The organism is Curtobacterium sp. MCPF17_001 (genome assembly GCF_003234615.1).
Lineage (GTDB): Bacteria > Actinomycetota > Actinomycetes > Actinomycetales > Microbacteriaceae > Curtobacterium.
The window spans coordinates 169,860-190,698 of sequence record NZ_QKSL01000004.1 but is presented as its reverse complement, the minus strand read 5'-3'; the positions used below and the strand labels follow the sequence as shown (position 1 = coordinate 190,698).

The 20,839-nt window shown below is 71.7% G+C and carries 19 protein-coding genes; 8 read left to right on the top strand and 11 right to left on the bottom strand.

Features of this window, described 5'->3' with window-relative positions:
• The first annotated feature begins 32 nt into the window (after positions 1–32).
• Positions 33–3,527: a TM0106 family RecB-like putative nuclease gene (locus tag DEJ24_RS05895; RefSeq protein WP_258374737.1), complete on the top strand. Its 3,495-nt coding sequence runs from the start codon at positions 33–35 to the stop codon at positions 3,525–3,527.
• 39 nt (positions 3,528–3,566) lie between these two features.
• On the opposite strand, the gene DEJ24_RS05890 is transcribed toward DEJ24_RS05895, so the two are convergent.
• The 4 genes from DEJ24_RS05890 to DEJ24_RS05875 form a co-directional block, all read right to left on the bottom strand.
• Entirely contained in the window at positions 3,567–4,205 is a 639-nt protein-coding gene (locus DEJ24_RS05890) for a GPP34 family phosphoprotein (RefSeq protein WP_111077696.1), read from the bottom strand.
• Between the two features lie 2 nt (positions 4,206–4,207).
• A complete protein-coding gene (locus DEJ24_RS05885) occupies positions 4,208–4,636 on the bottom strand; it encodes an SseB family protein (RefSeq protein ID WP_181436534.1) in 429 nt (142 codons plus the stop codon).
• 113 nt (positions 4,637–4,749) lie between these two features.
• Positions 4,750–5,559 (bottom strand): glucose 1-dehydrogenase, encoded by an 810-nt coding sequence (locus tag DEJ24_RS05880; RefSeq protein ID WP_111077694.1) that lies wholly within the window; start codon positions 5,557–5,559, stop codon positions 4,750–4,752.
• A gap of 161 nt (positions 5,560–5,720) precedes the next feature.
• Positions 5,721–6,512 (bottom strand): HNH endonuclease family protein, encoded by a 792-nt coding sequence (locus DEJ24_RS05875; protein ID WP_111077693.1) that lies wholly within the window; start codon positions 6,510–6,512, stop codon positions 5,721–5,723.
• 101 nt (positions 6,513–6,613) lie between these two features.
• Here DEJ24_RS05875 and DEJ24_RS05870 point away from each other — a divergent pair, with 101 nt between their 5' ends.
• On the top strand, positions 6,614–7,393 hold the full coding sequence (locus DEJ24_RS05870; protein ID WP_220036700.1) for an aldo/keto reductase: 780 nt from the start codon (positions 6,614–6,616) through the stop codon (positions 7,391–7,393).
• Positions 7,394–7,497: 104 nt separating this feature from the next.
• Here DEJ24_RS05870 and DEJ24_RS05865 read toward each other — a convergent pair whose 3' ends face one another.
• Complete coding sequence (locus DEJ24_RS05865; protein ID WP_181436533.1) at positions 7,498–10,806, bottom strand: DEAD/DEAH box helicase; 3,309 nt, start codon at positions 10,804–10,806, stop codon at positions 7,498–7,500.
• 97 nt (positions 10,807–10,903) lie between these two features.
• Here DEJ24_RS05865 and DEJ24_RS05860 point away from each other — a divergent pair, with 97 nt between their 5' ends.
• On the top strand, positions 10,904–11,470 hold the full coding sequence (locus DEJ24_RS05860; RefSeq protein ID WP_111194697.1) for a hypothetical protein: 567 nt from the start codon (positions 10,904–10,906) through the stop codon (positions 11,468–11,470).
• Positions 11,471–11,569: 99 nt separating this feature from the next.
• Positions 11,570–12,013: a BLUF domain-containing protein gene (locus DEJ24_RS05855; protein ID WP_220034464.1), complete on the top strand. Its 444-nt coding sequence runs from the start codon at positions 11,570–11,572 to the stop codon at positions 12,011–12,013.
• Positions 12,014–12,108: 95 nt separating this feature from the next.
• Here the strand turns inward: DEJ24_RS05855 and DEJ24_RS05850 are convergent, their stop codons facing one another.
• Together DEJ24_RS05850 and DEJ24_RS05845 are read right to left on the bottom strand one after the other, a co-directional pair.
• Entirely contained in the window at positions 12,109–13,527 is a 1,419-nt protein-coding gene (locus tag DEJ24_RS05850) for an amino acid permease (protein ID WP_111077690.1), read from the bottom strand.
• Positions 13,528–13,636: 109 nt separating this feature from the next.
• Positions 13,637–13,972 (bottom strand): hypothetical protein, encoded by a 336-nt coding sequence (locus tag DEJ24_RS05845; protein ID WP_111077689.1) that lies wholly within the window; start codon positions 13,970–13,972, stop codon positions 13,637–13,639.
• Between the two features lie 217 nt (positions 13,973–14,189).
• On the opposite strand from DEJ24_RS05845, the gene DEJ24_RS17365 reads away from it, so the two are divergent.
• Both DEJ24_RS17365 and DEJ24_RS05835 read left to right on the top strand, forming a co-directional pair.
• Positions 14,190–14,510, top strand: a complete 321-nt coding sequence (locus DEJ24_RS17365; RefSeq protein WP_146244566.1) for a hypothetical protein — start codon at positions 14,190–14,192, stop codon at positions 14,508–14,510.
• A gap of 92 nt (positions 14,511–14,602) precedes the next feature.
• Positions 14,603–15,043, top strand: coding sequence for a hypothetical protein (locus tag DEJ24_RS05835; RefSeq protein ID WP_111077687.1), 441 nt, complete (start codon positions 14,603–14,605; stop codon positions 15,041–15,043).
• A gap of 71 nt (positions 15,044–15,114) precedes the next feature.
• On the opposite strand, the gene DEJ24_RS05830 is transcribed toward DEJ24_RS05835, so the two are convergent.
• Positions 15,115–15,735 carry a hypothetical protein gene (locus tag DEJ24_RS05830; protein WP_111077686.1) on the bottom strand — a complete coding sequence of 207 codons (621 nt, stop codon included), beginning with the start codon at positions 15,733–15,735 and terminating at the stop codon, positions 15,115–15,117.
• A gap of 158 nt (positions 15,736–15,893) precedes the next feature.
• Between DEJ24_RS05830 and DEJ24_RS05825 the strand changes: the two genes are divergently transcribed.
• On the top strand, positions 15,894–16,862 hold the full coding sequence (locus DEJ24_RS05825) for an ADP-ribosylglycohydrolase family protein (protein WP_111077685.1): 969 nt from the start codon (positions 15,894–15,896) through the stop codon (positions 16,860–16,862).
• Between the two features lie 95 nt (positions 16,863–16,957).
• Here DEJ24_RS05825 and DEJ24_RS05820 read toward each other — a convergent pair whose 3' ends face one another.
• A complete protein-coding gene (locus tag DEJ24_RS05820; RefSeq protein WP_111077684.1) occupies positions 16,958–18,415 on the bottom strand; it encodes an APC family permease in 1,458 nt (485 codons plus the stop codon).
• Between the two features lie 96 nt (positions 18,416–18,511).
• On the opposite strand from DEJ24_RS05820, the gene DEJ24_RS05815 reads away from it, so the two are divergent.
• On the top strand, positions 18,512–18,946 hold the full coding sequence (locus DEJ24_RS05815) for a DUF6892 domain-containing protein (protein ID WP_110903040.1): 435 nt from the start codon (positions 18,512–18,514) through the stop codon (positions 18,944–18,946).
• Positions 18,947–18,967: 21 nt separating this feature from the next.
• Here DEJ24_RS05815 and DEJ24_RS05810 read toward each other — a convergent pair whose 3' ends face one another.
• Positions 18,968–19,624 carry a uracil-DNA glycosylase gene (locus tag DEJ24_RS05810; RefSeq protein ID WP_258374736.1) on the bottom strand — a complete coding sequence of 219 codons (657 nt, stop codon included), beginning with the start codon at positions 19,622–19,624 and terminating at the stop codon, positions 18,968–18,970.
• An 11-nt stretch (positions 19,625–19,635) separates the two neighbouring features.
• Complete coding sequence (locus DEJ24_RS05805; RefSeq protein ID WP_111077683.1) at positions 19,636–20,835, bottom strand: glycosyltransferase; 1,200 nt, start codon at positions 20,833–20,835, stop codon at positions 19,636–19,638.
• Between the last annotated feature and the right edge of the window lie 4 nt (positions 20,836–20,839).

Here is a 20,839-nt window from a genome sequence, read left to right as displayed (position 1 = left end):
ACCCTGGACGGACATCGACAGCAGGGAGCGCAGTGCAGATCACCGAGGACGGACGAGCCCTGCTCAGCCCCAGCGACCTCACCACGTGGGCGACCTGCGAGTGGGCGTTCCTCCGCCGCCTCGACGCCAAGCTCGGCCGCGGCGAACCCCTGCCCGACGAGCACGACGACATGCTCGACCGGACGGCCCGCCTGGGGGACCAGCACGAGCTCGACTACCTCGAGATCCTCAAGGAAACCCACGACGTCGTGGAGTTCGACCGCCCGGCCCCGCCGCAGTACCGGGAGGCGGCAGCCGCAGCGCTCCAGGCCATGCGGGACGGCGCCGACGTCCTGTACCAACCGACGTTCCACGTCCCCGCGTCGGCGGACGGCACGGGCTTCATCGGCTTCGCGGACTTCATCATCCGCAACGACCGCGGCGAGTACGAGGTCTACGACACCAAGCTCGCCCGCCACGCCAAGATCAGCGCCCTGCTGCAGCTCGCCGCCTACGCCGAGCAGATGCGCGCGCACGGCATCCCGACCGGGCAGCAGGTGCACCTCGTCCTCGGCGACCGCACGACGACCACGCACGAGCTGGCCGACATCGTCCCGGTGTACCGCACGCAGCGGGCGGAGCTGATCCGGGTGATCGCCGACCGGCTGGCCGCCGACGAGCCGATGCAGTGGGGCGACCCCCGCTACTCCAGCTGTGGGCGGTGCTCCGCCTGCCAGCAGGAGGTGCAGCGACACCGCGACCTGGTCCTCGTCGCCGGCATGCGCCTGGACCAGCGGACGAAGCTCATCCGGCAGGGTGTGCGGTCGATCGACGACCTGGCGGTCCGGACCGCACCGGTGGCGACCATGTCGAAGACGACGCTGGATCGTCTGGTGCGGCAGGCGAGCCTCCAGATCGAGACGGAGCGACAAGCCGGACAAGCCGGACAAGCCGGACAAGCAGGGCCCGCCTTCGACGTCCTCGACCCACGCGCCCTCGACGCGATCCCAGCACCGGACCCCGGCGACGTCTTCTTCGACTTCGAGGGCGATCCGCTGCACACCGAGGACGGCGTGCACTGGGGCCTCGACTACCTGTTCGGACTGGTCGACGACCGGGCCGAGTTCCGGGCGTTCTGGGCGCACACCATCCGCGACGAGCGACAGGCGCTCGTGGACTTCCTGGCGTACATCGCGGACCGCCGGGACCGGTACCCGGACATGCACATCTACCACTACGCCGCGTACGAGCGGACCCACCTGCTGTCCCTCGCAGCCCGGCACGGGGTGGGGGAGGACGCGGTCGACGACCTGCTGCGTGCCGGCGTCCTCGTCGACCTGTACCCGATCGTGCGGAAGGCGCTGGTCGTCGGCAGTCGCAGCTACTCGATCAAGAAGCTCGAGCCGCTGTACATGGGCGACGACCTGCGGCTCAGCGACGTGACGAACGCGGCCGACAGCATCACCGCCTACGTCGAGGCGATCACCGAACTCCGGACCGGCGACGCGGTCGAGGGGCAGCGGCAGCTCGACCAGGTCGCCGACTACAACGCCTACGACTGCCGGTCGACGCTGCGCCTCCGCGACTGGCTGCTGGGCCTGCGCGCTGAGCACGCGCCCGACGCCACGACGACGACCGAGCTGGAGGGCCTGCCGCCCATCCCCGTCGAGCGCGAGCCGAACCCGGTGTACGTCGCGCTCGCCGCCGAGACGGCGGACGTCGACGCCCTCGACCGCACACCGGACCAGACCGCGCTGGCGCTCGCCGCGGCCGCCATCGACTACCACCGCCGCGAGGCGAAGACGTTCTGGCAGGACCACTTCGACCGGCTGCGGAACCCGGTCGACGAGTGGGCTGACACCCGCGACGTGCTCGTCGTCGAACGCGCCTCCGTCGAGCGGGACTGGGCGACATTGCCGCGCGCCCGCTCACAGTCGCGGGAGATCCGGTTGTCGGGGACGCTCGCGCCCGGCTCCAGGCTCCGGGCGGGAGGCTCGCCCCACCTCGTGTACGACGACCCACTTCCGGCGTCCATCGCCGCCCCGGGCCCCGGCTCGAAGGGCGCGACCGACCGCGCCACCATCCTGGAGGTGTGGGACAACGGCGACGCCACCGAGGTGCTCGTCCTCGAACGACTTCCCGTCGGCGGTGGCGAGCCGCACACCGGGTTCCCGGTCGCCCTCGCGCCGTCGTCGCCCCCGCGGGCGAAGCCGCAGCCCGAGGCCATCGCCGAGTGGGGCGCCGAGGTGCTCGACGCGCTCCCCGAGATGCTGCCCGACCCGGCGCTCGACCTGCTGCGTCGGGTGCCGCCTCGCGGGCCCCTCGTACCGGTCGTGGGGGACGACACGGTGGGCGCCGTGGTGGCGACCCTGCTCGGACTGGACCGGTCGTACCTGGCGATCCAGGGGCCTCCCGGCACGGGCAAGACGTACGTCGGGTCGAACGTCGTCGCGAAGCTCGTCCGCGAGCACGGGTGGCGGGTCGGCGTCGTCGGGCAGTCGCACGCGACGAGCGAGAACTTCCTCGCCGCGGTCATCGCCGCCGGCGTCCCCGCAGACCGGGTGGTGAAGCAGCCGAAGAGCGGCGCCGACCCCGATGAGATCGAGGCCGCCGAGTGGACACCCGTGAAGAACGGCGCGGCGATCGCGGCGTTCCTGCAGTCCTGCGCCGACACCGGCACCGGGGGAGTCGTCGGCGGGACGGCGTGGACCTTCGCGAACGAGTCGACCATCGCCCGGCACTCCCTGGACCTGCTCGTCGTCGACGAAGCGGGCCAGTTCTCCCTCGCGCCGACGATCGCCTCCGCCATCGCGGCCACACGCCTGCTGCTCCTCGGCGACCCGCAGCAGCTACCGCAGGTGTCGCAGGGCTCGCACCCCGAGCCGGTCGACGAGTCCGCGCTCGGCTGGCTGGCCGACGGCGAGCACGTGCTGCCGCCGGAGTTCGGGTACTTCCTGGCGCAGACCCGGCGGATGGAACCGGCCCTGACCGCGGCGGTGTCGGGGTTGTCCTACGACGGGCAGCTCGCGTCGATGGTGTCCGGGCGGTCCCTCGACGGGATCGAGCCCGGCGTGCACCCGGTGCCGGTTGTTCACTCGGGGAACACGACCTCGTCGCCGGCGGAAGCAGTGCAGGTCGTCGCCCTCGTCGCTGACGTCGTCGGGCGCACCTGGACCGACGACCGCGGCACGCGCCAGCTGACCGACGAGGACGTCATCGTGGTCGCGCCTTACAACGCGCAGGGTGCGGTCATCCGGGACGCTCTCGACCTGGCCGGCCACACCGGCACGCAGGTCGGGACCGTCGACCTGTTCCAGGGCCGGGAGGCCGTGGTCTCGATCACCTCGCTGGCCGCGTCCTCCGCGGCGGACATCCCACGCGGGCTCGACTTCCTGCTCATGCCGAACCGGCTGAACGTGGCGCTGTCGCGGGCGAAGTGGGCGGCGTACCTGGTGCACTCGCCGGCGTTGACGACAGCACTGCCGCCGTCGATCCCGGGGCTGGCGCTGTTGTCGCGGTTCATCGAGTTGGTGGCGCCGCGGGAGTGACGCGGTAGGGCGCCAAAGCCCTCAGCTCGAGATGGTCGCTCAGCCTCCCGCAGCACCGCCCCCGGCCGTCGCCGCAGTCTGCCGGCTCTGCACCACGGACTTCACAGCGCCCGCGACCCAGTCCCCGTCCGTCAGCGCCTTGACGCGCTGTCGGTCGACCTTGCCGAACTGCCCGCGTAGCGTCCCCGTGGCGTTGAGCAGCCCGATGAGCGCGACCGCGAACGGCGAGGGCGCGACGCCGAGGTGCAGGACGTCACCGATCTCCCCGCGCAGGAGCTTCGTCGGCCCACCGTCCCGCTCCGGCCAGCGGGCCGAAGGGAAGATCCCGAGGACCCGGTGCTCCTGCCGCGTCACGAGCCCGCGGTCGACGAGCCCGGCGAGCACGGCCTCCCGGAGCGCACCGTTCGCGTTCCGCGAGACCCAGGACGACGGCCGTCGCGGCGCCGGCGAGAGGTCGATCTGTTCCTTCACCCCGTCGATCACCGGGTCGCCGACGGGAGCGGACTTCGCCGGGATCACCTTGCGTCCGTCGAACTGCAGCACTCCGCGGAGCGCCAGGTCGCCGAGCACTGCACCCGCGGCTCCGGGGTCGAACGTCTGGCCCGTGGTCGCGAGCTTGCCGTCCGGGCGCAGGAGCAGCAGCGCGTACGCCTGCGGGAGCGTCAGGGAGGCGGACATCGTCAGTCCTCGTCGGCCTCGGTCGGCACGCTGCCGATGCCCGCGCGCAGTCCGGCGACGACGTCGGCCTGCAGGAAGTTCGCCGCTTCGGCGCTGGTCGGGTCGACGACGATCCCGAACTCCTCGGGCAGCGCGGTGACGAGTTCGGCCATCGGCATCGCGCGTGCTTCCAGGCCCGGGAGGCTCGTGGCCAGCTGGGTGGGATCGGTGAAGACCGGCACGAACGGACGGTCGCGCAGGACGACGTGCGCCACACTGCCGTCCTCGGGCTCACCGCTGGTGCCGGCGGCCTTCCACGGAACCCAGGCCGCGCTGCCGAGGAAGCCCTCCGCCGACTCGCCCATGCGTCGCCGCAGGTCGCCGGCGGCGTCGGGTCCGGTGTTCTCGGCTCCGGGCCCGAAGCTGGACCCTGTCGTTCCGTTGGCGCTCATCGCGTTCCCCTCCACGGTCGTGTCACCGGCCATGCTGCCACGCAGGACGGGCGGAACAGGTGGGGCGCGCCTCCCGTCAGGAAGGCGCGCCCCGGTGGCACGGACCGCGAGGGTCAGTACTTGGCGGACTGCCCGCCGTCGATCGGGACGACGGCGGCGTTGATGTAGGACGCGTCGTCCGAGAGCAGGAAGGCGACGACCGCGGCGATCTCGGGTGCCTCGCCGTAGCGCTTGGTGGGGTTGATCTGGATGAACTCCTCCGCGGCCTTGCGCGGGTTCTCCGGGTCGATCTGCTTCATCGAGTTCTCGACCATCGGTGTCCAGATGGCGCCCGGTGCGATCGCGTTGATGCGGATGCCGAACTCGCCGTACTCGACGGCGGAGTTGCGGGTCAGGCCGACGACGCCGTGCTTTGCGGCCGCGTAGCCGGACTGGTTGCCGACGCCGCGGATGCCACCGACGCTGGCGGTGTTGACGACCATGCCGGAGCCCTGCTCGCGCATCACGGCGAGGACCTTCTCGAGGCCCAGGAACACGCCGCGGAGGTTGATCGAGACGACCTTGTCGAACTCGGCGGCGGTGAACGACTCGGTGAGGTTCTGCTTGCCCTCGATGCCGGCGTTGTTGAAGAAGCCGTCGATGCGGCCGAAGCGCTCGACCGTGGCGGCGACGTACGCCTCGACCTGGGCCTCGTCGGACACGTCGGCGATGGTGGTGAGGACCTCGGCGTCGGGAGCGGCGTCGAGCACGGCGGACTTCGTGGCCTCGAGGCCCTGCTCGGAGACGTCGACGAGCGCGAGCTTCGCGCCCTCGGTGGCCAGGCGGACGGCGGTCGCGCGGCCGAGGCCGGAGCCGCCGCCGGTGATGAGGACGACGCGGTCGGCGAAGCGGGTGATGGTGCTGGTGGAGCTGGTGTCGGTCATGTGGTGGATGCCTCCTGCGGTCTTCGACGATGAAGGGCTCGGGGTCCGGGGAGCGTGCGTGTCACGGCGCGGCGCTGAGCGGCGAGTCCGGTCCGGCGGCGTCCGCCGGACGAGAGTTACGCTACAGGTGTTGTCTGACTGCGAGCGGTGTGCTCGGTGGCTCAGCAGCTGGTGAGGACTCGCTCCATCGCGTCCCGCTCGGCCGGCACGACCCAGAGCCGGTACTTCGCCTTGACCGTGATCTGGTGCTCGACGTACTCGCAGCGGAAGTCCTTGGCCGCGGGCAGCCAGGTCGCGGCGTCGGCGGAGCGCTTCTGCGAGTTCGAGTGCCCGTCGACCGCGAACAGGTTCTCGGGGTCGTTCGCCAGCGCCTGCCGATCGGCCTGGGTGAGCTGCTGCGCTCCGGTGCGCCAGGCGTTCTCGAGCGCGACGACGTGGTCGATCTGCACGAGGGTCGAGGTCGTGTTCCCCCGCACGAACGCGACCTCGCCGCCCGTGTAGGGCGAGACGAGGTCGCCGGACAGTACCTTGCAGGGCCCCTGGCGGACGATGTCGGTCAGGTCCCGCGCCAGGACGTCGTTCCGGGTGTCGCAGCCGTTGTGGTCGACGTCGAGCCAGGGGGTGCCGAAGTCGGCCTCCCGGTCGTAGCCGGTCGCGGGCGCCTTCCCCTTCACCGGGAGGGCGGCGAGCATCGTGCGGGCAGCATCGGCCGACAGACTGGAGGTCCGGCTCGGCCCCGTCGTCGCGGGCGTCTGCGCCGATGTGGTCACGGTGGGACGTGGGGTGGTGCCGGGGGCGCCCGTGTCGGTGGTGGTGCTGCCGGCGCTCGTCGTCGCGTCCGCTCCGGTGGAGAGCACTCCTGACGAGAACAGCGCCCACACGCCCATCGCGAGGACGAGCGTGACGATCGAGGACTTGATGGTGGCGCGGGTGCGGCGTCGGCGGGACGTCATGTTCGGTGGTGCTCCTGGTGGTGCTCGGGGGACCCGACGATCCTGGCGGAGGCCGCCGACACCCTGGGACGCACGCGCCGCAGTCCGCGTAGGCAGGAGCCATGACCGACTACGCACAACCGTCCGTGCCCGTCACCGGAGGCTCGATGCCGCTCCTCGGCTTCGGCACCTGGCAGATCGAGGAGCCTGACGCTCCCGCCGCGGTGGCCGCCGCCCTCGAGGCCGGCTACCGCCACATCGACACCGCCACCGGCTACGGCAACCAGCGCGGCGTCGGCAAGGCCATTGCCGACTCGGGCCTTCCCCGCGAGGACCTGTTCATCACGACGAAGCTGCCGCCGGACAACGCCGACCGCGTCCGCGAGACCATCGAGGAGAGCCTGGACCAGCTCGGCCTCGACCACCTGGACCTGTGGCTCATCCACTGGCCGCCGAACGGCGAGGCACGTCCCGACGTGTGGCAGCAGCTCGTCGAGGCGCAGCAAGCGGGGCTGACGAAGGCGATCGGTGTGAGCAACTACTCGCTCGAGCAGATCGACGAGCTGATCCAGGCGACGGGTGCGACGCCGGCCGTGAACCAGATCCGCTGGAGCCCGGTCGAGTTCGACCGCACGGTGGCGGACGGGCTCCGGGACCGTGGTGTGGTGCTCGAGGGCTACAGCCCGTTCAAGGCGAGCAACCTGCAGGACCCGACGCTCGTGGAGATCGCCGAGGCCCACGACGCCGATGCCGCACAGGTCATCGTCGCCTGGCACGTCGCCCACCAGTTCGTCGTCATCCCGAAGTCGTCGAACCCGGATCGCATCCGGTCGAACGCCGCCGGCGCGACCCTCGAACTCAGCGCCGACGAGATCGCCCGGATCGACGGCCTGGCCGCCTGACCCGCGCGGCGCGGCCGCCCGCGCGAGACGCCGCCGAAACCCTGAGACGCCGCCGAAGTCCGCGGCGTCTCGGAGGTTCGGCGGCGTCTCGCGTTGTCAGGGCGTCAGGCCAGCAGCGACCTGATGTCCTCTGCGCTCAACCCCTCGGCGAACAGCGCGTCGTCGTCGATCATCGTGGCGAACAACTGCGCCTTCCGCTGCGCGAGCGCGAGGACCTTCTCCTCGATGGTGTCCTCCGCGATGAGCCGCTCGACGGTCACGGACCGGGTCTGCCCGATGCGGTGCGTCCGGTCGACGGCCTGGTTCTCGGCGGCCGGGTTCCACCACGGGTCGAGGACGAACACGGTGTCGGCCTCGGTCAGGGTGAGCCCGAACCCGCCGGCCTTCAGCGAGATGAGGAACGCCGGGGCGGTGCCGTCCCGGAAGCGGTCGATGACGACTCCTCGGCGGCGGGTGGAGCCGTCGAGGTACTCGTACGCGACCCCGCGTTCGTCGAGCGCGGCGGAGACCATCTTGAGGAACGAGGTGAACTGGCTGAACACCAGCGCCCGGCGTCCCTCGGCCGCCAGGGTCTCGAGTTCGTCGAGGAGCAGGTCGAGCTTCGCGCTGGGCACGTCGCCGTGGTCGTCCGACACGAGCGCGGGGGAGAGGGCGAGCATCCGCAGCAGGGTCAGCGAGCGGAAGACGATCATCCGGTTGCGGTCCAGGTCGTCGACGAGGTCCAGGACCTTGAGCCGCTCCCGGTTCAGCGTCTTCTCGTAGAGGTCACGGTGTGCAGGGTCGAGGGTGACCCGGACGACCTGTTCGACCTTCTCGGGCAGGTCCGCGGCGACGCTCTCCTTCGTCCGCCGGAGCATGAGCGGTCGGATGCGTCGCCGGAGTCGGTCGGTCAGCTCCTTGCGGGCCGCTCCGCGGAGCTCGGGCGAGGCCAGCGGCTTGACGTAGTCGTCGCCGAACCGCGTCCATGACGACAGCAGCCCGGGGGCGACGACGGCGAACAGTGCCCAGAGGTCGGCGAGCCCGTTCTCGAGCGGCGTGCCGGTGATCGCGATCTTCACGGGGGCGCGGAGTTCGGCGGCCACGCGGTGGGTCTGCGACTGCGGGTTCTTCACGAACTGCGCCTCGTCGAGGAGCAGCGCCGACCAGCTGAGGTCGAGGTAGGCGGGTGCGTCGAGCCGGAGCAGGGCGTAGGAGGTGACGACGACGTCCGACGCGGCGGCGGTCCGGGCGACCCGCGCGGGGTCCTTCAGCGAGGTGCCGGCGACCGTGGTGACCCGCAGCGACGGGACGAACTTCGCCGCTTCGTCCGCCCAGTTGCCGACGACGGAGGTGGGCGCGACGACGAGGAAGGGTGGTGCCTCCGGGTCGGCGCCCCGCCGGTCGGCGATCATCGCGAGCGCCTGCAGCGTCTTGCCCAGGCCCATGTCGTCGGCGAGCACCCCGCCGACGCCGTGTTCGACCAGGAACGTCAGCCACGCGTACCCGTCGCGTTGGTACGGCCGGAGGTCGGCGTGCACGGTCGCCGGCACGACGGCGTCGGCCGGCGCGGTCGCGTCGAGCAGGCGCCCGGCGATCTCCTTCCACCGCTCGTCGTGCTCGGTCTCGTCGGCGAGCTGGTCGAACTCCGACCAGATCGCGGCCCGGTACGGCGTCACGGTGAGCGGCTGCTCGGGTTCCCACTCGTCGAGCTCGCGGGCTTCCTCGATGACCTCCTTGAGCCGGTCGAACGCGGGGTCGGCGAGCGACAGGTACGAGTTGTCGACGAGCTTCATCCGCCGGTCGCGCTTGGCGAGTGCCCGGAGCAGGGGCGTGAACGGGATCTCCTTGCCGTTCACGCTGACGAAGATGCCGAGGTCGAACCAGTCGTGCTTGTCCGACGGCATCGTCGTGACGCGGATGTGCGGCCGCCCGGTCAGGCGCTCGTAGTCGACACGCTCGCCCTGCACGACGACGCGGACGCCGAGTGCGGGCAGTGCGGGCAGCAGCTCGTTGGCGAGCACGGCGACGTCGGCCCCGTCGATGGTCCCGTCCTGGAACCACTCGAGTCTGCCGCCGGGCCCGGGAGGCTCGGACGCCTCCGTCTCGTCGTCCGCCGCGAGCACGGTGCCGAGCTCCGGCAGCGGCCCGTGCAGGGACACCGGGTCCTTCCGGCCGTCGACGCTCCAGCGCCACTGCAGGTGTGCGCGGTCGTCGGTTCGCGGCGCCCGGGCCGGCTCGAACGTCACGGTGAGCACGAGTTCCGGTGGCGTCCGTTCCGGCAGCTCGAGTGACCCGTCGGAGCTGACGAGTCCGAGGGACCCGCGGAGCTTCGGCGACCAGTCGGCCAGGAACTCGTCGACCTCGTCCGCGGGGACGGTGATGCGTGATGCCTCGACGAGCATGCGCCGTTGGTCCTCCGGCACGGGTGCAGCGGTCGGGGCGAGCGTCACGCGGAACTCGGGCGACTCGCGGAACGCGTACACGCCGTGGTCGCCGACGACCCGCGCGGTGCCCTCGGCGAGCGGACGCCCGTCGATCACCGCGCTCGCGCCGATCAGCAGCCCCTCGGCGGTCCGGGCAGCGTCGAGCAGGACCCGGGCGTCGAGGCCGAGGTCGACCCCGCCCTCCCGCTTGCCGGTGACGAACGCGATGCCGAGCGGCTCAGCCTGTCGCAGCAGCGGCCAGAGGAGCGGACTGCGGAAGTCGTCGAGGTGGATCCAGTCGCTCTCCCCGGGCAGTCCTGCGAGCACACCCGCCCGGTGCAGCGCCTGGAACTGCATGAACCACGCGTGCTGGTCCGGCTCGAGTCCCAGCCGGTTCATCGAGTAGGGCAGCGCGCCCCAGGTGAGCTGCCCGCGCACCCAGTTGCCCGCTGCACTCCGGCTGACCGGGCGCACGCCGAGGCGCACCGCCCGACTGGCGACGGGCATCGTCCGGCCCGCAGCACGGGCACGTCCGGCGAGTCGGGCCGGCACCGCGTCGCGGAGTTCGAACTGGAGGCCCATCCCGCCACTCGCAGGCACGGTGCCGGAGCGGGTGGTCTCGTCGTCGTCACCGGCGAGGCGGGCGAGGTCGCGCCTCCAGTCCGGGGTCGGCGGGGTGGGCGCCTGCGCGCGGGGGCCGGCCTGCGCGGCGAGGGCACGGGCGTTGATGGTGAGGAGTGCAGCGGCGACGTGCTTGCACTCGCCGCCGAGCGGGCAGGTGCAGCGACTGCGGACCGGACGGACGAACTCGCCGCGGGCGATGGTCGTCTCGACCTGCACGTCGTACGGGTCGTCGGCGCTCCCGCTGACCGTCGCGGTGATCGTGCCGTCCTCGTGCCAGGTGGCGTCCTCGACCAGGCCGGCGCGCACGACGTCGCGGGCCCGCCCGAAGGTCTGCGGCCCGACGAAGCGGATGACGTCGACGGCGTCGATCATCGGGGCTGCTGGCACAGGGACATCGTGCCAGGCCCCGCCGACGCTCGTCGTCCGGGTGGCATTGGTACGGTCGGACGAGCGCCGGAGGGGCGCAGAAGACGAGGGGGAACACATGTCGAGGAAGAGCATCCAGCAGGGCGCGACCGGGGTCGTCGTGGCGCTGCTCGCCGCGGTCGCACTGACCGGCTGCGCGGGCGGCGGGGACACGGAGACCGCCGAGGGCACGCCGACGCCGACGCGTGCGGCCGGGACGCCGGGCAAGGCGACCTGCGAACTGCTCGGGACCGACGGCGGAACGGTCTCGATGACAGAGACCGCCGACTCGTACACGATCGAGTTCCGAGGCGTCCCGCGGGACGCGGCGGACGACCGGACGTCCTACAGCGTGCAGGTCGACGACGACGACCGGCAGGCCTACGCCGGCATGCTCATGAGCTGGGACCGGGACGTGCTGCGGAACTACGGCACGACGGACGACCCCGAGGCCGACGAGGTCGAGGTCGACGGGGAACCCGAGGAGACCGGCGACGTCGTACGCGGCACGTTCCCGAAGGTCGCGGACGGCCCGGCCTCGTGGTGGTCGCCCGAGTACACGACGATCACGGATTCCGGGGTGCAGCGTCACGTGTGCACCGAGGACGGCCAGGTCGTGCCGTACACGGCGCTGGCGGCCGGGTAGCAGGCGGTCACCGCGCTGTCCGGGCCGTCGTCCGGATCAGGTCACGCCCGTTCGGGGGCTGGTTCGCATCCGCTTTGGTGAGACATCATCGGGAGCATCATGCTGCAGTCACTCGTCTACATGAGCTCGGCCACCCAGCCGTTCGACGACCCCGCCCTCGACGAGGTCCTGAACTACTCGCGCGAGCGGAACACCGCCGACGGTCTCACCGGCATGCTCGTGCACCGCTCCGGTCGGTTCATGCAGCTGCTGGAGGGTCCGCACGACGCCGTCATCGCCACCTACAGCCGGATCGTCGGCGATCCGCGCCATGACGAGGTCCGACTGCTGGTGGAGGAGTCGATCCACACCCGTCGGTTCCCGGAGTGGACGATGGCGTTCGACCGCGACGAGCAGGTCGAGCCGCCCGAGGGGTTCGACGAGTTCCTGACCTCCGGCGACGCCAGCGCCGATGCGAGCCGAGCGCGGGAACTGCTGCGCTGGTTCCGCAACCACCCGATGGCGGCGCCGACGGCCTCGCTCGGCAAGCACCGACGCGACTGACACCGCGCACCGCCACACGCAGCGACCCGACCACCCCCTGGATGGTCGGGTCGCTGTGGTCTGGTCGCTGTGGTCCGGGGGGCAGTGGTCTGCGGTCAGCGGTCCGCGGGCTGGGCGAGCTTGCTGTGCTTCCGCGAGTACCCGAAGTACACGCCGAGCCCGATCGCGAACCACACCGCGAAGCGCACCCACGTCTCCCACTGCAGGAAGGAGACGAGCCACAGTGACGCCAGCACGCCGATGGCGGGCACGATCGGCATGAAGGGCATCCGGAACTCCCGGTCGAGATCCGGCTGCCGGTAGCGGAGCACGATGACCGCGGTGCAGACCACGACGAACGCCAGCAGGATGCCGATGTTGGTCAGTTCGGCGACGACCCCGATCGGCAGCACCCCGGCCAGCACGGCCGACGCGATGCCGAGGATCCAGGTGACCCGGGTCGGCACGTGCCGCTTCGGATCCGTCTTCGCGAACCACTTCGGCATGAGCCCGTCGCGGCTCATCGAGAACCAGACGCGCGAGGCACCGAGCATGAACGTCACCAGGACGGTGACGATGCCGACGATGGCACCGATCGCGATGACGTTCGCGACGCCGCCGAGCCCGACCGACGCGAACGCCGACGAGAACCCGGACGCCGGGTCGATGTCCTGGTAGTCCTGCATCCCGGTCAGCACGAGCGTGGCGAGGACGTAGAGCACCATCGAGATGCCGAGGGACAGCAGGATCGCCTTCGGCATGTGCTTGCGGGCGTCGGTGGACTCCTCGGCAGCGGTCGACATCGCGTCGTAGCCGAACACGGCGAAGAACACGGTCGCGGCGCCGGTCATCACCCCGCCGAACCCGAACGGGAAGTACGGCGAGTAGTTCGCGCTGTCGATGTGGAACACCCCGAGCACGACGATCAGGACGACGAGCGCGACCTTGATCCCGACCGCGACGAACTCGAAGCGTGCGGCGCTCCGGATGCCCCGGGTGAGGACGAACGCGGTGAGCAGGCAGAGCGCGATCGCGAAGACGTCGACGACGTGCCCGTCGCCGGTGCCGGGCGCGCCGAGCATCCAGGCGGGCAGGTCGATGCCGAACTGGCCGACCAGGAACCCGACGTAGCCGGAGATGCCGATCGCGACCACCGCCACGATCGCCGTGTACTCGAGCAGCAGGTCCCAGCCGATGAACCAGCCGACGATCTCGCCGAGCACCGCGTACCCGTACGTGTACGCACTGCCGGCCTTCGGGATGAGCCCGGCGAACTCCGCGTACGACAGCGCTGCCGCAGCACTCGCGACGCCGGCGACGAGGAACGAGATGAGGACGGCGGGTCCGGCGACACCGTTCGCGACCGTACCGGCGAGGGTGAAGATCCCGGCGCCGATGATGCCGCCGATGCCGATCGCGGTGAGCTGCCAGAGGCCGAGGTGGCGCTTCAGGCCGCCCTCGCCCCCGGAGTCGTCGTCGATGGTGTCGATCGGCTTCCGTCGGAACAGGGTCGAGGGGTTCGGCGTCGTTGCCATGCGGCCATCCTGCACCCGTTCCGGCGGAACGGTACCGGTCGTTCCAGGTGCATCGAACCGGACGGAGCACGGGCCTCCCGGTCGGCCGACGTGCCCGCGTGACGGACCGTCAGCGTTGCGCGTACGGCCACCAGAACGGCGGCGGGAGCGCCCCGCCGGTCAGGATGACCAGACCCTGGTAGCCGAGCATGCCGACGCCGAGCACGCCGAGGACGGCTGCGGCCCACGCCCACCGGCGGGCACCACGGTGTCGGCGGCCGCGGCCGATGGTGACCGCTCGCCAAGCCGAGAGGAGCCCCAGGCCGCCGAAGAGGAAGCCGATCGCGAGGTGGCGACCGACGGCCTCTGCGGGCAGGATCAGCCCCTGCAGGAACGCGAAGCCGCCCAGCAGCACGGCTGCGGTGGCGGGGGCGGCCGGGGGTTCGTGGTCGCGTGCGCGGGCCATGTCCCGACCGTACCGTCGAACGCGTGCGGTCAGGAGGAGGCACGATGGGGACCATGCAGTCCCTCCTCGGCGTCCTGGCCACCGTCTCCGTCCTGGCCGGCACCGTGACCGGGGGTCGGTCGTGACACGCGCGGGCGACGACGGGCGGTCCGGTCCGGATCCTGTCGGCGGCCGGGAGGCCCGTCCCGGGCTGCGCGGCGGCCGTCGCGTCGCCGACGTGGTCGCGACCGTCGTCCTGCTGCTGCTCGGTGCGGTGGCGACCGTCGTCGCGAGTCGCGGGATCCAGTTCATGGCGCTCTCGTTCGGGTCGTGCGACGCGCCCGGCAACCGGTGCGACGAAGGGCTCGGCGGCACGGTCGTGACGCTCGGCCCGGTGGTCGTCGCCCTGGTGTTCCTCGTCACCCTCGTGCTGTGTGTGCTCCGGCTGGTGCGCCGGCGGCTGACCTGGCCGGTGGCGCTCCTCGGTCTCGGGGTGCTCGTGGTGGTCTTCGTCGTGGCACGGCTGCTGGCCGGCGGGGCGGTCTCGATCGGGATCTGATCGGTCCTGCACATCCCCGGGCACGGCGGCTGTTGTCCACAGCGGACGGCTCCGGCGCCCTCGGGAGCAGGGTGGACGGCGAGGCTGGGGCCATGCCAGACACCGACGTGCTCGAGCGACTCGAGCGAACCGCAGTCCGTACCGACGACGACGTGGTCGACCTCGTCGTCGCACTCCTCGAGACCCCTGTCCGACGACAGTGCTGGGTGCTGTTCCTCAGCGACCGCGGCATCCCGGTGCAGCTCGTGCTGCCCGTCGCCGACCTGCCGTACCAACCCGACGACCAGGTCGAGGACTTCGGCGCCCTGGTCGAGGACGTCGTCCGACAGGTCGGCGCGGCGGAGGTCGTCCTCGCCTGGGAACGGCCGGGTGCCACGGGGTTGTTCCCGGTCGACTGGGAATGGGTCGACGCGATGGCCTGCACCCTCGACGAACACGATGTACGGCTCCGCGGGCAGGTCGTGGTGCACGACGACGGGGCGTCGATGGTGGAGCTCGACGACGACGAGCCGGTCGCTTCGGCAGCGGCGTGAACGGCCCGGGCGCAGCCCCGCGCCTGTCAGCACTGTGCCTGTCGGCGTTGTGCCGGTCAGTTCTGTGCCTGTCAGTTCTGGGGCGCTGTGTCCGGTACGGTCTCGCCGGTCAGACCCTCGACCACGCGCTTCGCCGTCGGCCAGTACTTCGCGTAGTGGTCGGGGTCGGCGTTCACCTGCACCGCGTGTGCCATCTGCGTCGGCGTCATGGTCTTCCACCCGGGCACTTTGACGAGCTTCGCGTAGAACATCGACGCCGCGGTGTACGGGTCCATCCGCTGCTCGTACGTGCCCCAGGCACCGTTGTCCCGCTGCTGGAAGATCCCGCGGCTGTCCGGACCGACGGCGTCGCCACGGTCCAGGTTCACGAGCCCGGACTCGCCGATCGCGGTCATCACGCCGACCGCCTGGGTGTGCGGGCCGATGCCGAGCTCGCGAGCGGCCCGGATCACCTGCGCGGCGTTCACCAGACGGTCCTGACAGAAACCACCGACCGGCCCTGCCGGCACCACGACGCCACCGACGGTCTGCGCAGCCGCGGCCGGGCAGGTGAGCGCCCGGGGCGTCGCCGAGGACGACGCCAGCCCGCTCAACGAGTTCACCGCGACGACGATCAGGACGATGACCCCGATCACCGCGGCGACCACACCGACGCCGAACACCGACGCGAGTGCGATGCCGGCACGGCGCATGGTGCGGTCCTTCGTCAGGTGGAGCGGGGCGGGGGCCTCGACGGGCCGGAGCGGTCCGGACCGGGGTCCGGTACGACGAGGCTAGGCGTTCCGACTGGACGACACACGTGCCGACATGCCCCCGGTTCGCGGCACTAGCGTGGAGCGCGGAGGGAACCATGGACACAGCGATGCAGGACCGGGCGCTCGGCGCCGTGTTGGCGAGTGCGTGCGGGGACGCCCTGGGGGCACCGTACGAGTTCGGCCCGGCACTGGCCGCCGACCGCCCCGTCGAGATGCGCGGCGGCGGCCCCTTCGGGTGGGAACCGGGGGAGTGGACCGACGACACCAGCATGGCGATCCCGGTGCTGGAAGCGGTCGCGAACGGCGCCCGGTGGAACGAACCCCGCACCCACGGGCGGTTGCTCGCGGCGTGGTCCGACTGGGCGCAGGACGCGCCGGACGTCGGTGCGCAGACCCGGGCGGTGCTCGGGCGGATGTCGGCCAACACCGAGGACGCCGCGAAGGCCGCCGCCCGCGCCGTGCACGAGCAGAACGGGCAGTCGGCGGGCAACGGGTCGCTGATGCGGACGACGCCACTCGTGCTCGGGTTCCTCGGTGACGGCGCGAAGAAGTCCCTCGCCGTCGCCGCCCGACGGGTCAGCGACCTCACCCACCACGAGGACGACGCCGGGGACGCCTGCGTCCTCTGGACCGTGGCGATCCGGCACGCGATCCGCCGGGGCCGGCTCGACGTCCGACGCGGTGTGCCGATGCTGCCGCGGGAGCGCCGGACCCTGTGGCTCGACCGGATCGCCGAGGCCGAGTCCTCGACACCCGAGGACCACACCGCCCGCAACGGATGGGTCGTCGCGTCGCTGCAGGCCGCGGTCGCCGCGATCACCCTCGGCGACGGCGTCGTGGACACCCTCGAACGTGCGGTCCGCGGCGGCGGGGACACCGACACCGTCGCCGCGATCACCGGCGGACTGGCCGGGGCGCTCGCCGGGGCGTCGGCGCTGCCGGAGCAGTGGACGGTCGTGGTGCACGGGTGGCCGGGCAAGCGACTCGACTGGATGCGTGCGCTGGCCGTCCGTGCCGTCGAGCGCACGCCCGGTCCCCTCGGGATGCCGGCCCGCCGGAGCTGACGTCCGGTAGCCAGAGAGGCCCGGCACCCGTGGGGTGCCGGGCCTCATGCCTGGTCGCGGTGGAGCGGGTCAGCGGCGGGTGTCAGCGGCCGGTGTCAGCGATCGTGGTCCTCCCGGGCGTCCCGCTGCACGGCAGTCGGTTCCGTGACGACTCCGGTCGGCGCCTTCTCGGTGGTCTTCCGGCCGTGGGTGAACCACGTCACGAGCCAGAGCACGATGCCGAGCGCCAGCAGCGCACCGGCGATCTGGTACTGCTCCCACGCGCGGCCGGACGAGAACGGCAGCACGAGCCACAGGCAGGCGACGATGCCGATCACCGGGATCACGACCCCGGCCTTGAAGTGCCGGTGGCCGACCCGGTCGCGGCGGAGCACCAGCACCGAGGTGTTCACCACCGCGAACACCGCGAGCAGCAGCAGCGAGGTCGTCCCGCCGAGGATCACCACGATCGGCGACTCCGGGTCGAGCGACACCCAGCCGATCAGGGCCAGCGAGATCAGGGTCGTGAAGACGATGGCGTTCGACGGGGTGCGGCGCGCGGGCGAGACCCGGCCGAGGAAGGCCGGCAGCACGCCCTGCTTGCTCATGCCGTACAGCAGCCGGGACGCCATCATCATGTTGATCAGCGCGGTGTTGGCGACGGCGAACATCGAGATGAACGGCAGGACGGCACCGATCGGGAAGTCCGGTGCGGCGGTCTGCACGACGGTGACCAGCGGCGTCTCGTTGCCGGCCAGCTCACCGATCGGCACGACGGCCACGGCGCAGATCGACACCAGGACGTAGATCACGGCGGTGATGCCGAGGCCCGTCAGCATGACGCGGGGGAAGATCCGCGACGGGTCCTTGGTCTCCTCGGCCATGTTCACCGAGTCCTCGAAACCGACCATCGCGAAGAAGGCCAACGACGTCGCGGTCGAGATGCTCAGCAGCAGGCTCTTGTCCTCGGGCGTCTCGAACATCACCACGCGCGAGAAGTCCGCGTTGCCGCCGGCGATCGCGGTGAAACCGACCAGGATCACGAGAACCAGACCCGAGAGCTCGACGAGGGTCAGCACCACGTTCGTCTTCACGCTCTCGCTGACGCCGCGGAAGTTCACCGCCATCACGGCGAGCATGAAGCCCATCGCGATGAGCATCACGACTGTGTTCGGCAGCTCCAGGCCGAATCCGACGCCGAGGTTCGCGGCGAAGGCCCGGGACGCCGTCGACGCCGAGGTGATGCCGGAACACATCACGATGAACGTCACGATGAACGTGACGAAGTGGACACCGAACGCCCTGTGCACGTAGAGCGCCGCACCCGCCGTCTGCGGGTACTTCGTCACGAGCTCGAGGTACGAGAACGCCGTGAGCAACGCCACCGAGAACGCGATGAGGAACGGCAGCCACGCGGCCCCGCCGACCTCGGCCGCGACCTGCCCGGTGAGGGCGTACACGCCGGTGCCGAGGATGTCCCCGACGATGAACAGGAGCAGGAGTTTCGGACCGATCACACGGCGGAGCTCGGTCTGCTGCCCCGGGTCGCGCTCGGTCTTCGTCGTGGTCGCCATGCATCACCCTGTTCCTGCTGAGCCGTTCCTGTCCAGTCCCACAGCAAAATCGGTCGGCGCGGACAGGGTCAGCGGTCGGTCGATACGCTGCCCTGCATGGACGAGGCGTCGACGACCACCGAAGAACCGATCGAGTTCGCGGACTTCAACGCGAAGCTGCTCGTCCTCGACGTGCTCTGCTACGACCTGGACGTCATCGAGCCCTACGACGGGGACGACGACGACGAGGACGCGGTGGTGGACGACGAGGACGTGGACGGCCAGGACGACCGGGCCCGTGAGTACTACGACGACCTCGACCTGCTGCCATCGCAGCTCGACCTGGTCACCGAACTGACCGTCGACTCGGACCTCGAGATCCTGCAGGACCTGCACCCGGGGTGGGATGGCTCCGACGACCGCTACGACCCGCAGAACTGGGACGACCTCGTCGACCTGCCGTCGCTCAAGGTCGTCTACGCGGCGGCTCCGCTGCCGGCGCACGTGTCCGACGCGCTCGCCGCGAAGGGCGTCGAGGTCCGGTCGGCCTGACCGGCACGGCGACCGGCTGCGTCAGCGCAGTGCCGCCAACTGCTGGGTGAACTGGGTCGCACCGCCCTGTGCCGGGTGCCGGACCGCGATCGCGTCGATGCCGGCGCTCGCGAGTGCTCCCTGCGCCTTCCGACCGACCGCGACGAACCGCCGGGCACCCACCGCCTCGGCCAGCGCGAGCGCGACCGGGGCGCCGTCGCGGACCTCGGCCGGACGCGGCGTCCGGTTCGTCAGCCGGTCCGGGGCGACGAACGGATGGTGCGGGAACACGGCCCAGAGCACCGGCAGGGGGCCGTGCCAGCCGCGCAGCGCAGCGTGCACGACCCGCGAGGACGCCTCCCACGGGGCCGTCGGCTCGGGCGGCAGCGAGAAGGGCACGTCGGCGAACAGCCCGTCGGGGTCCTGCAACTCCCGCATGCTCGTGAACGGGATGCCGGTGTTCGTCATGCCGCGCCAGCCGGGTGCCTCGGCGACCAGGATCGTGTCGGCGGCGGGCCCGAAGCGCCGCAGGTAGCGGTCGAGGTTCGCTCGCCGCAGCGCACCGGCCGCGGGCGAGCCCGGGCCCGAAGCACCGCCGGCGACGAACAGCGCCTCGGCATCGGCAGCGGTCGGCACGCCGTTGAGGGCGTCCCAGAACGCGGTGAGGTCGAGCGCGGGGTCGAGCACCGAGTCCGACACGAGCAGCTCCGTCAGCGCCCGAGGACCCGCAGGTAGACCTGCTCGAGTCCGGCCGCCGACCGCTCCCAGCTGAGACGTTCGGCGTGCTCCCGCCCGGCCGAGGCCAGGGCAGCGGCGTACTCCGGCTCGGTCAGGATGCGCTGGATCTCCGATGCCCAGACCGCGGGGTCGCGGGACTCGAGGACCACCCCGGTCTCGCCGTCGACCACGGCTTCGCGGAGGCCTCCGGCGGCGGCGGCCACGACGGGCACCCCGGATGCGGAGCCCTCGAGCGCCACCAGGCCGTACGTCTCGGAGTGCGACGGCACGAGCACGGCCGCTGCTCCGCGGAACAGGAACGCCAGGTCGGCACGCGACTGGGGTCCGATGAAGGTGACGCGGTCGGCGATGCCCCGCGACTCGGCGAGCCGACGCAGTTCGGTCACGTGGTCGCCCGCTTCGCTCGAGGCGTCCCCGGCGATGACGAGGGTGGGGCGGGCCTCCTGGTCGATCCCGGCGATGGCCTCGATCGCCAGGTCGAGGCCCTTGAGCGGCTGCACGCGGGCCGCGGCGACCACGTAGGGGGCGGTCGCCCGGCGTGCGCCGATGCTGGCCGGTCGGAACACCGACCCGTCGACCCCCGGCGGCACGATCCAGACGCGCGCGGGGTCGCCGCCGAGTCGGGCGCGGACCGTGTGGGCCTCGGCTTCGCTGACGACGACCACGGCGTCGGACTCGCGCGCGAGGCGTTCTTCGCCGGCCATCCGACCAGCGGACTCCGGGCGCTCACCCTCGGAGAGCGGTGTCGCGCTGTCAGCGGCGATCGAGTGGAACGACTGGACGTGCGGCACGCCGCGGTCGCGGGCGACGGGCAGGGCCGCGGCGCCGGAGAACCAGTGGTGCGAGTGCAGGACGTCGAACGGCCCGAGCGCGGTCAGGCCCCGGCGGAACGGTTCGATGAAGGCGTCGTGCTCGCCCTTGGGGACCGGCTCGGCGGGACCGGCCGACAGGAACCGCAGGCACACGCCGGGCACGAGGGCGACGGAGTCCGGCTGCGTCGGCGCCGAGCGGCGGGTGATGATGTCGACCTGGTGACCGCGGTCTGCCAGGGCTTCGGCCTGGTGGCGGACCACGACGTTCATGCCGCCGACCTCACCGGATCCGGGTTCGTCGCCGGGGGAGGTGTGCAACGAGACCAGCCCGATGCGCAACGGTTCGGTCGTGGTGCTCACCGGC

Coding starts and splice junctions, on each gene's coding strand:
- DEJ24_RS05890 (WP_111077696.1), bottom strand. CDS start 4,205: ATGTCCGCCTCCCTGACGCTCCCGCAGGCGTACGCGCTGCTGCTCCTG.
- DEJ24_RS05885 (WP_181436534.1), bottom strand. CDS start 4,636: ATGAGCGCCAACGGAACGACAGGGTCCAGCTTCGGGCCCGGAGCCGAG.
- DEJ24_RS05880 (WP_111077694.1), bottom strand. CDS start 5,559: ATGACCGACACCAGCTCCACCAGCACCATCACCCGCTTCGCCGACCGC.
- DEJ24_RS05875 (WP_111077693.1), bottom strand. CDS start 6,512: ATGACGTCCCGCCGACGCCGCACCCGCGCCACCATCAAGTCCTCGATC.
- DEJ24_RS05870 (WP_220036700.1), top strand. CDS start 6,614: ATGACCGACTACGCACAACCGTCCGTGCCCGTCACCGGAGGCTCGATG.
- DEJ24_RS05860 (WP_111194697.1), top strand. CDS start 10,904: ATGTCGAGGAAGAGCATCCAGCAGGGCGCGACCGGGGTCGTCGTGGCG.
- DEJ24_RS05855 (WP_220034464.1), top strand. CDS start 11,570: ATGCTGCAGTCACTCGTCTACATGAGCTCGGCCACCCAGCCGTTCGAC.
- DEJ24_RS05850 (WP_111077690.1), bottom strand. CDS start 13,527: ATGGCAACGACGCCGAACCCCTCGACCCTGTTCCGACGGAAGCCGATC.
- DEJ24_RS05845 (WP_111077689.1), bottom strand. CDS start 13,972: ATGGCCCGCGCACGCGACCACGAACCCCCGGCCGCCCCCGCCACCGCA.
- DEJ24_RS05835 (WP_111077687.1), top strand. CDS start 14,603: ATGCCAGACACCGACGTGCTCGAGCGACTCGAGCGAACCGCAGTCCGT.
- DEJ24_RS05830 (WP_111077686.1), bottom strand. CDS start 15,735: ATGCGCCGTGCCGGCATCGCACTCGCGTCGGTGTTCGGCGTCGGTGTG.
- DEJ24_RS05825 (WP_111077685.1), top strand. CDS start 15,894: ATGGACACAGCGATGCAGGACCGGGCGCTCGGCGCCGTGTTGGCGAGT.
- DEJ24_RS05820 (WP_111077684.1), bottom strand. CDS start 18,415: ATGGCGACCACGACGAAGACCGAGCGCGACCCGGGGCAGCAGACCGAG.
- DEJ24_RS05815 (WP_110903040.1), top strand. CDS start 18,512: ATGGACGAGGCGTCGACGACCACCGAAGAACCGATCGAGTTCGCGGAC.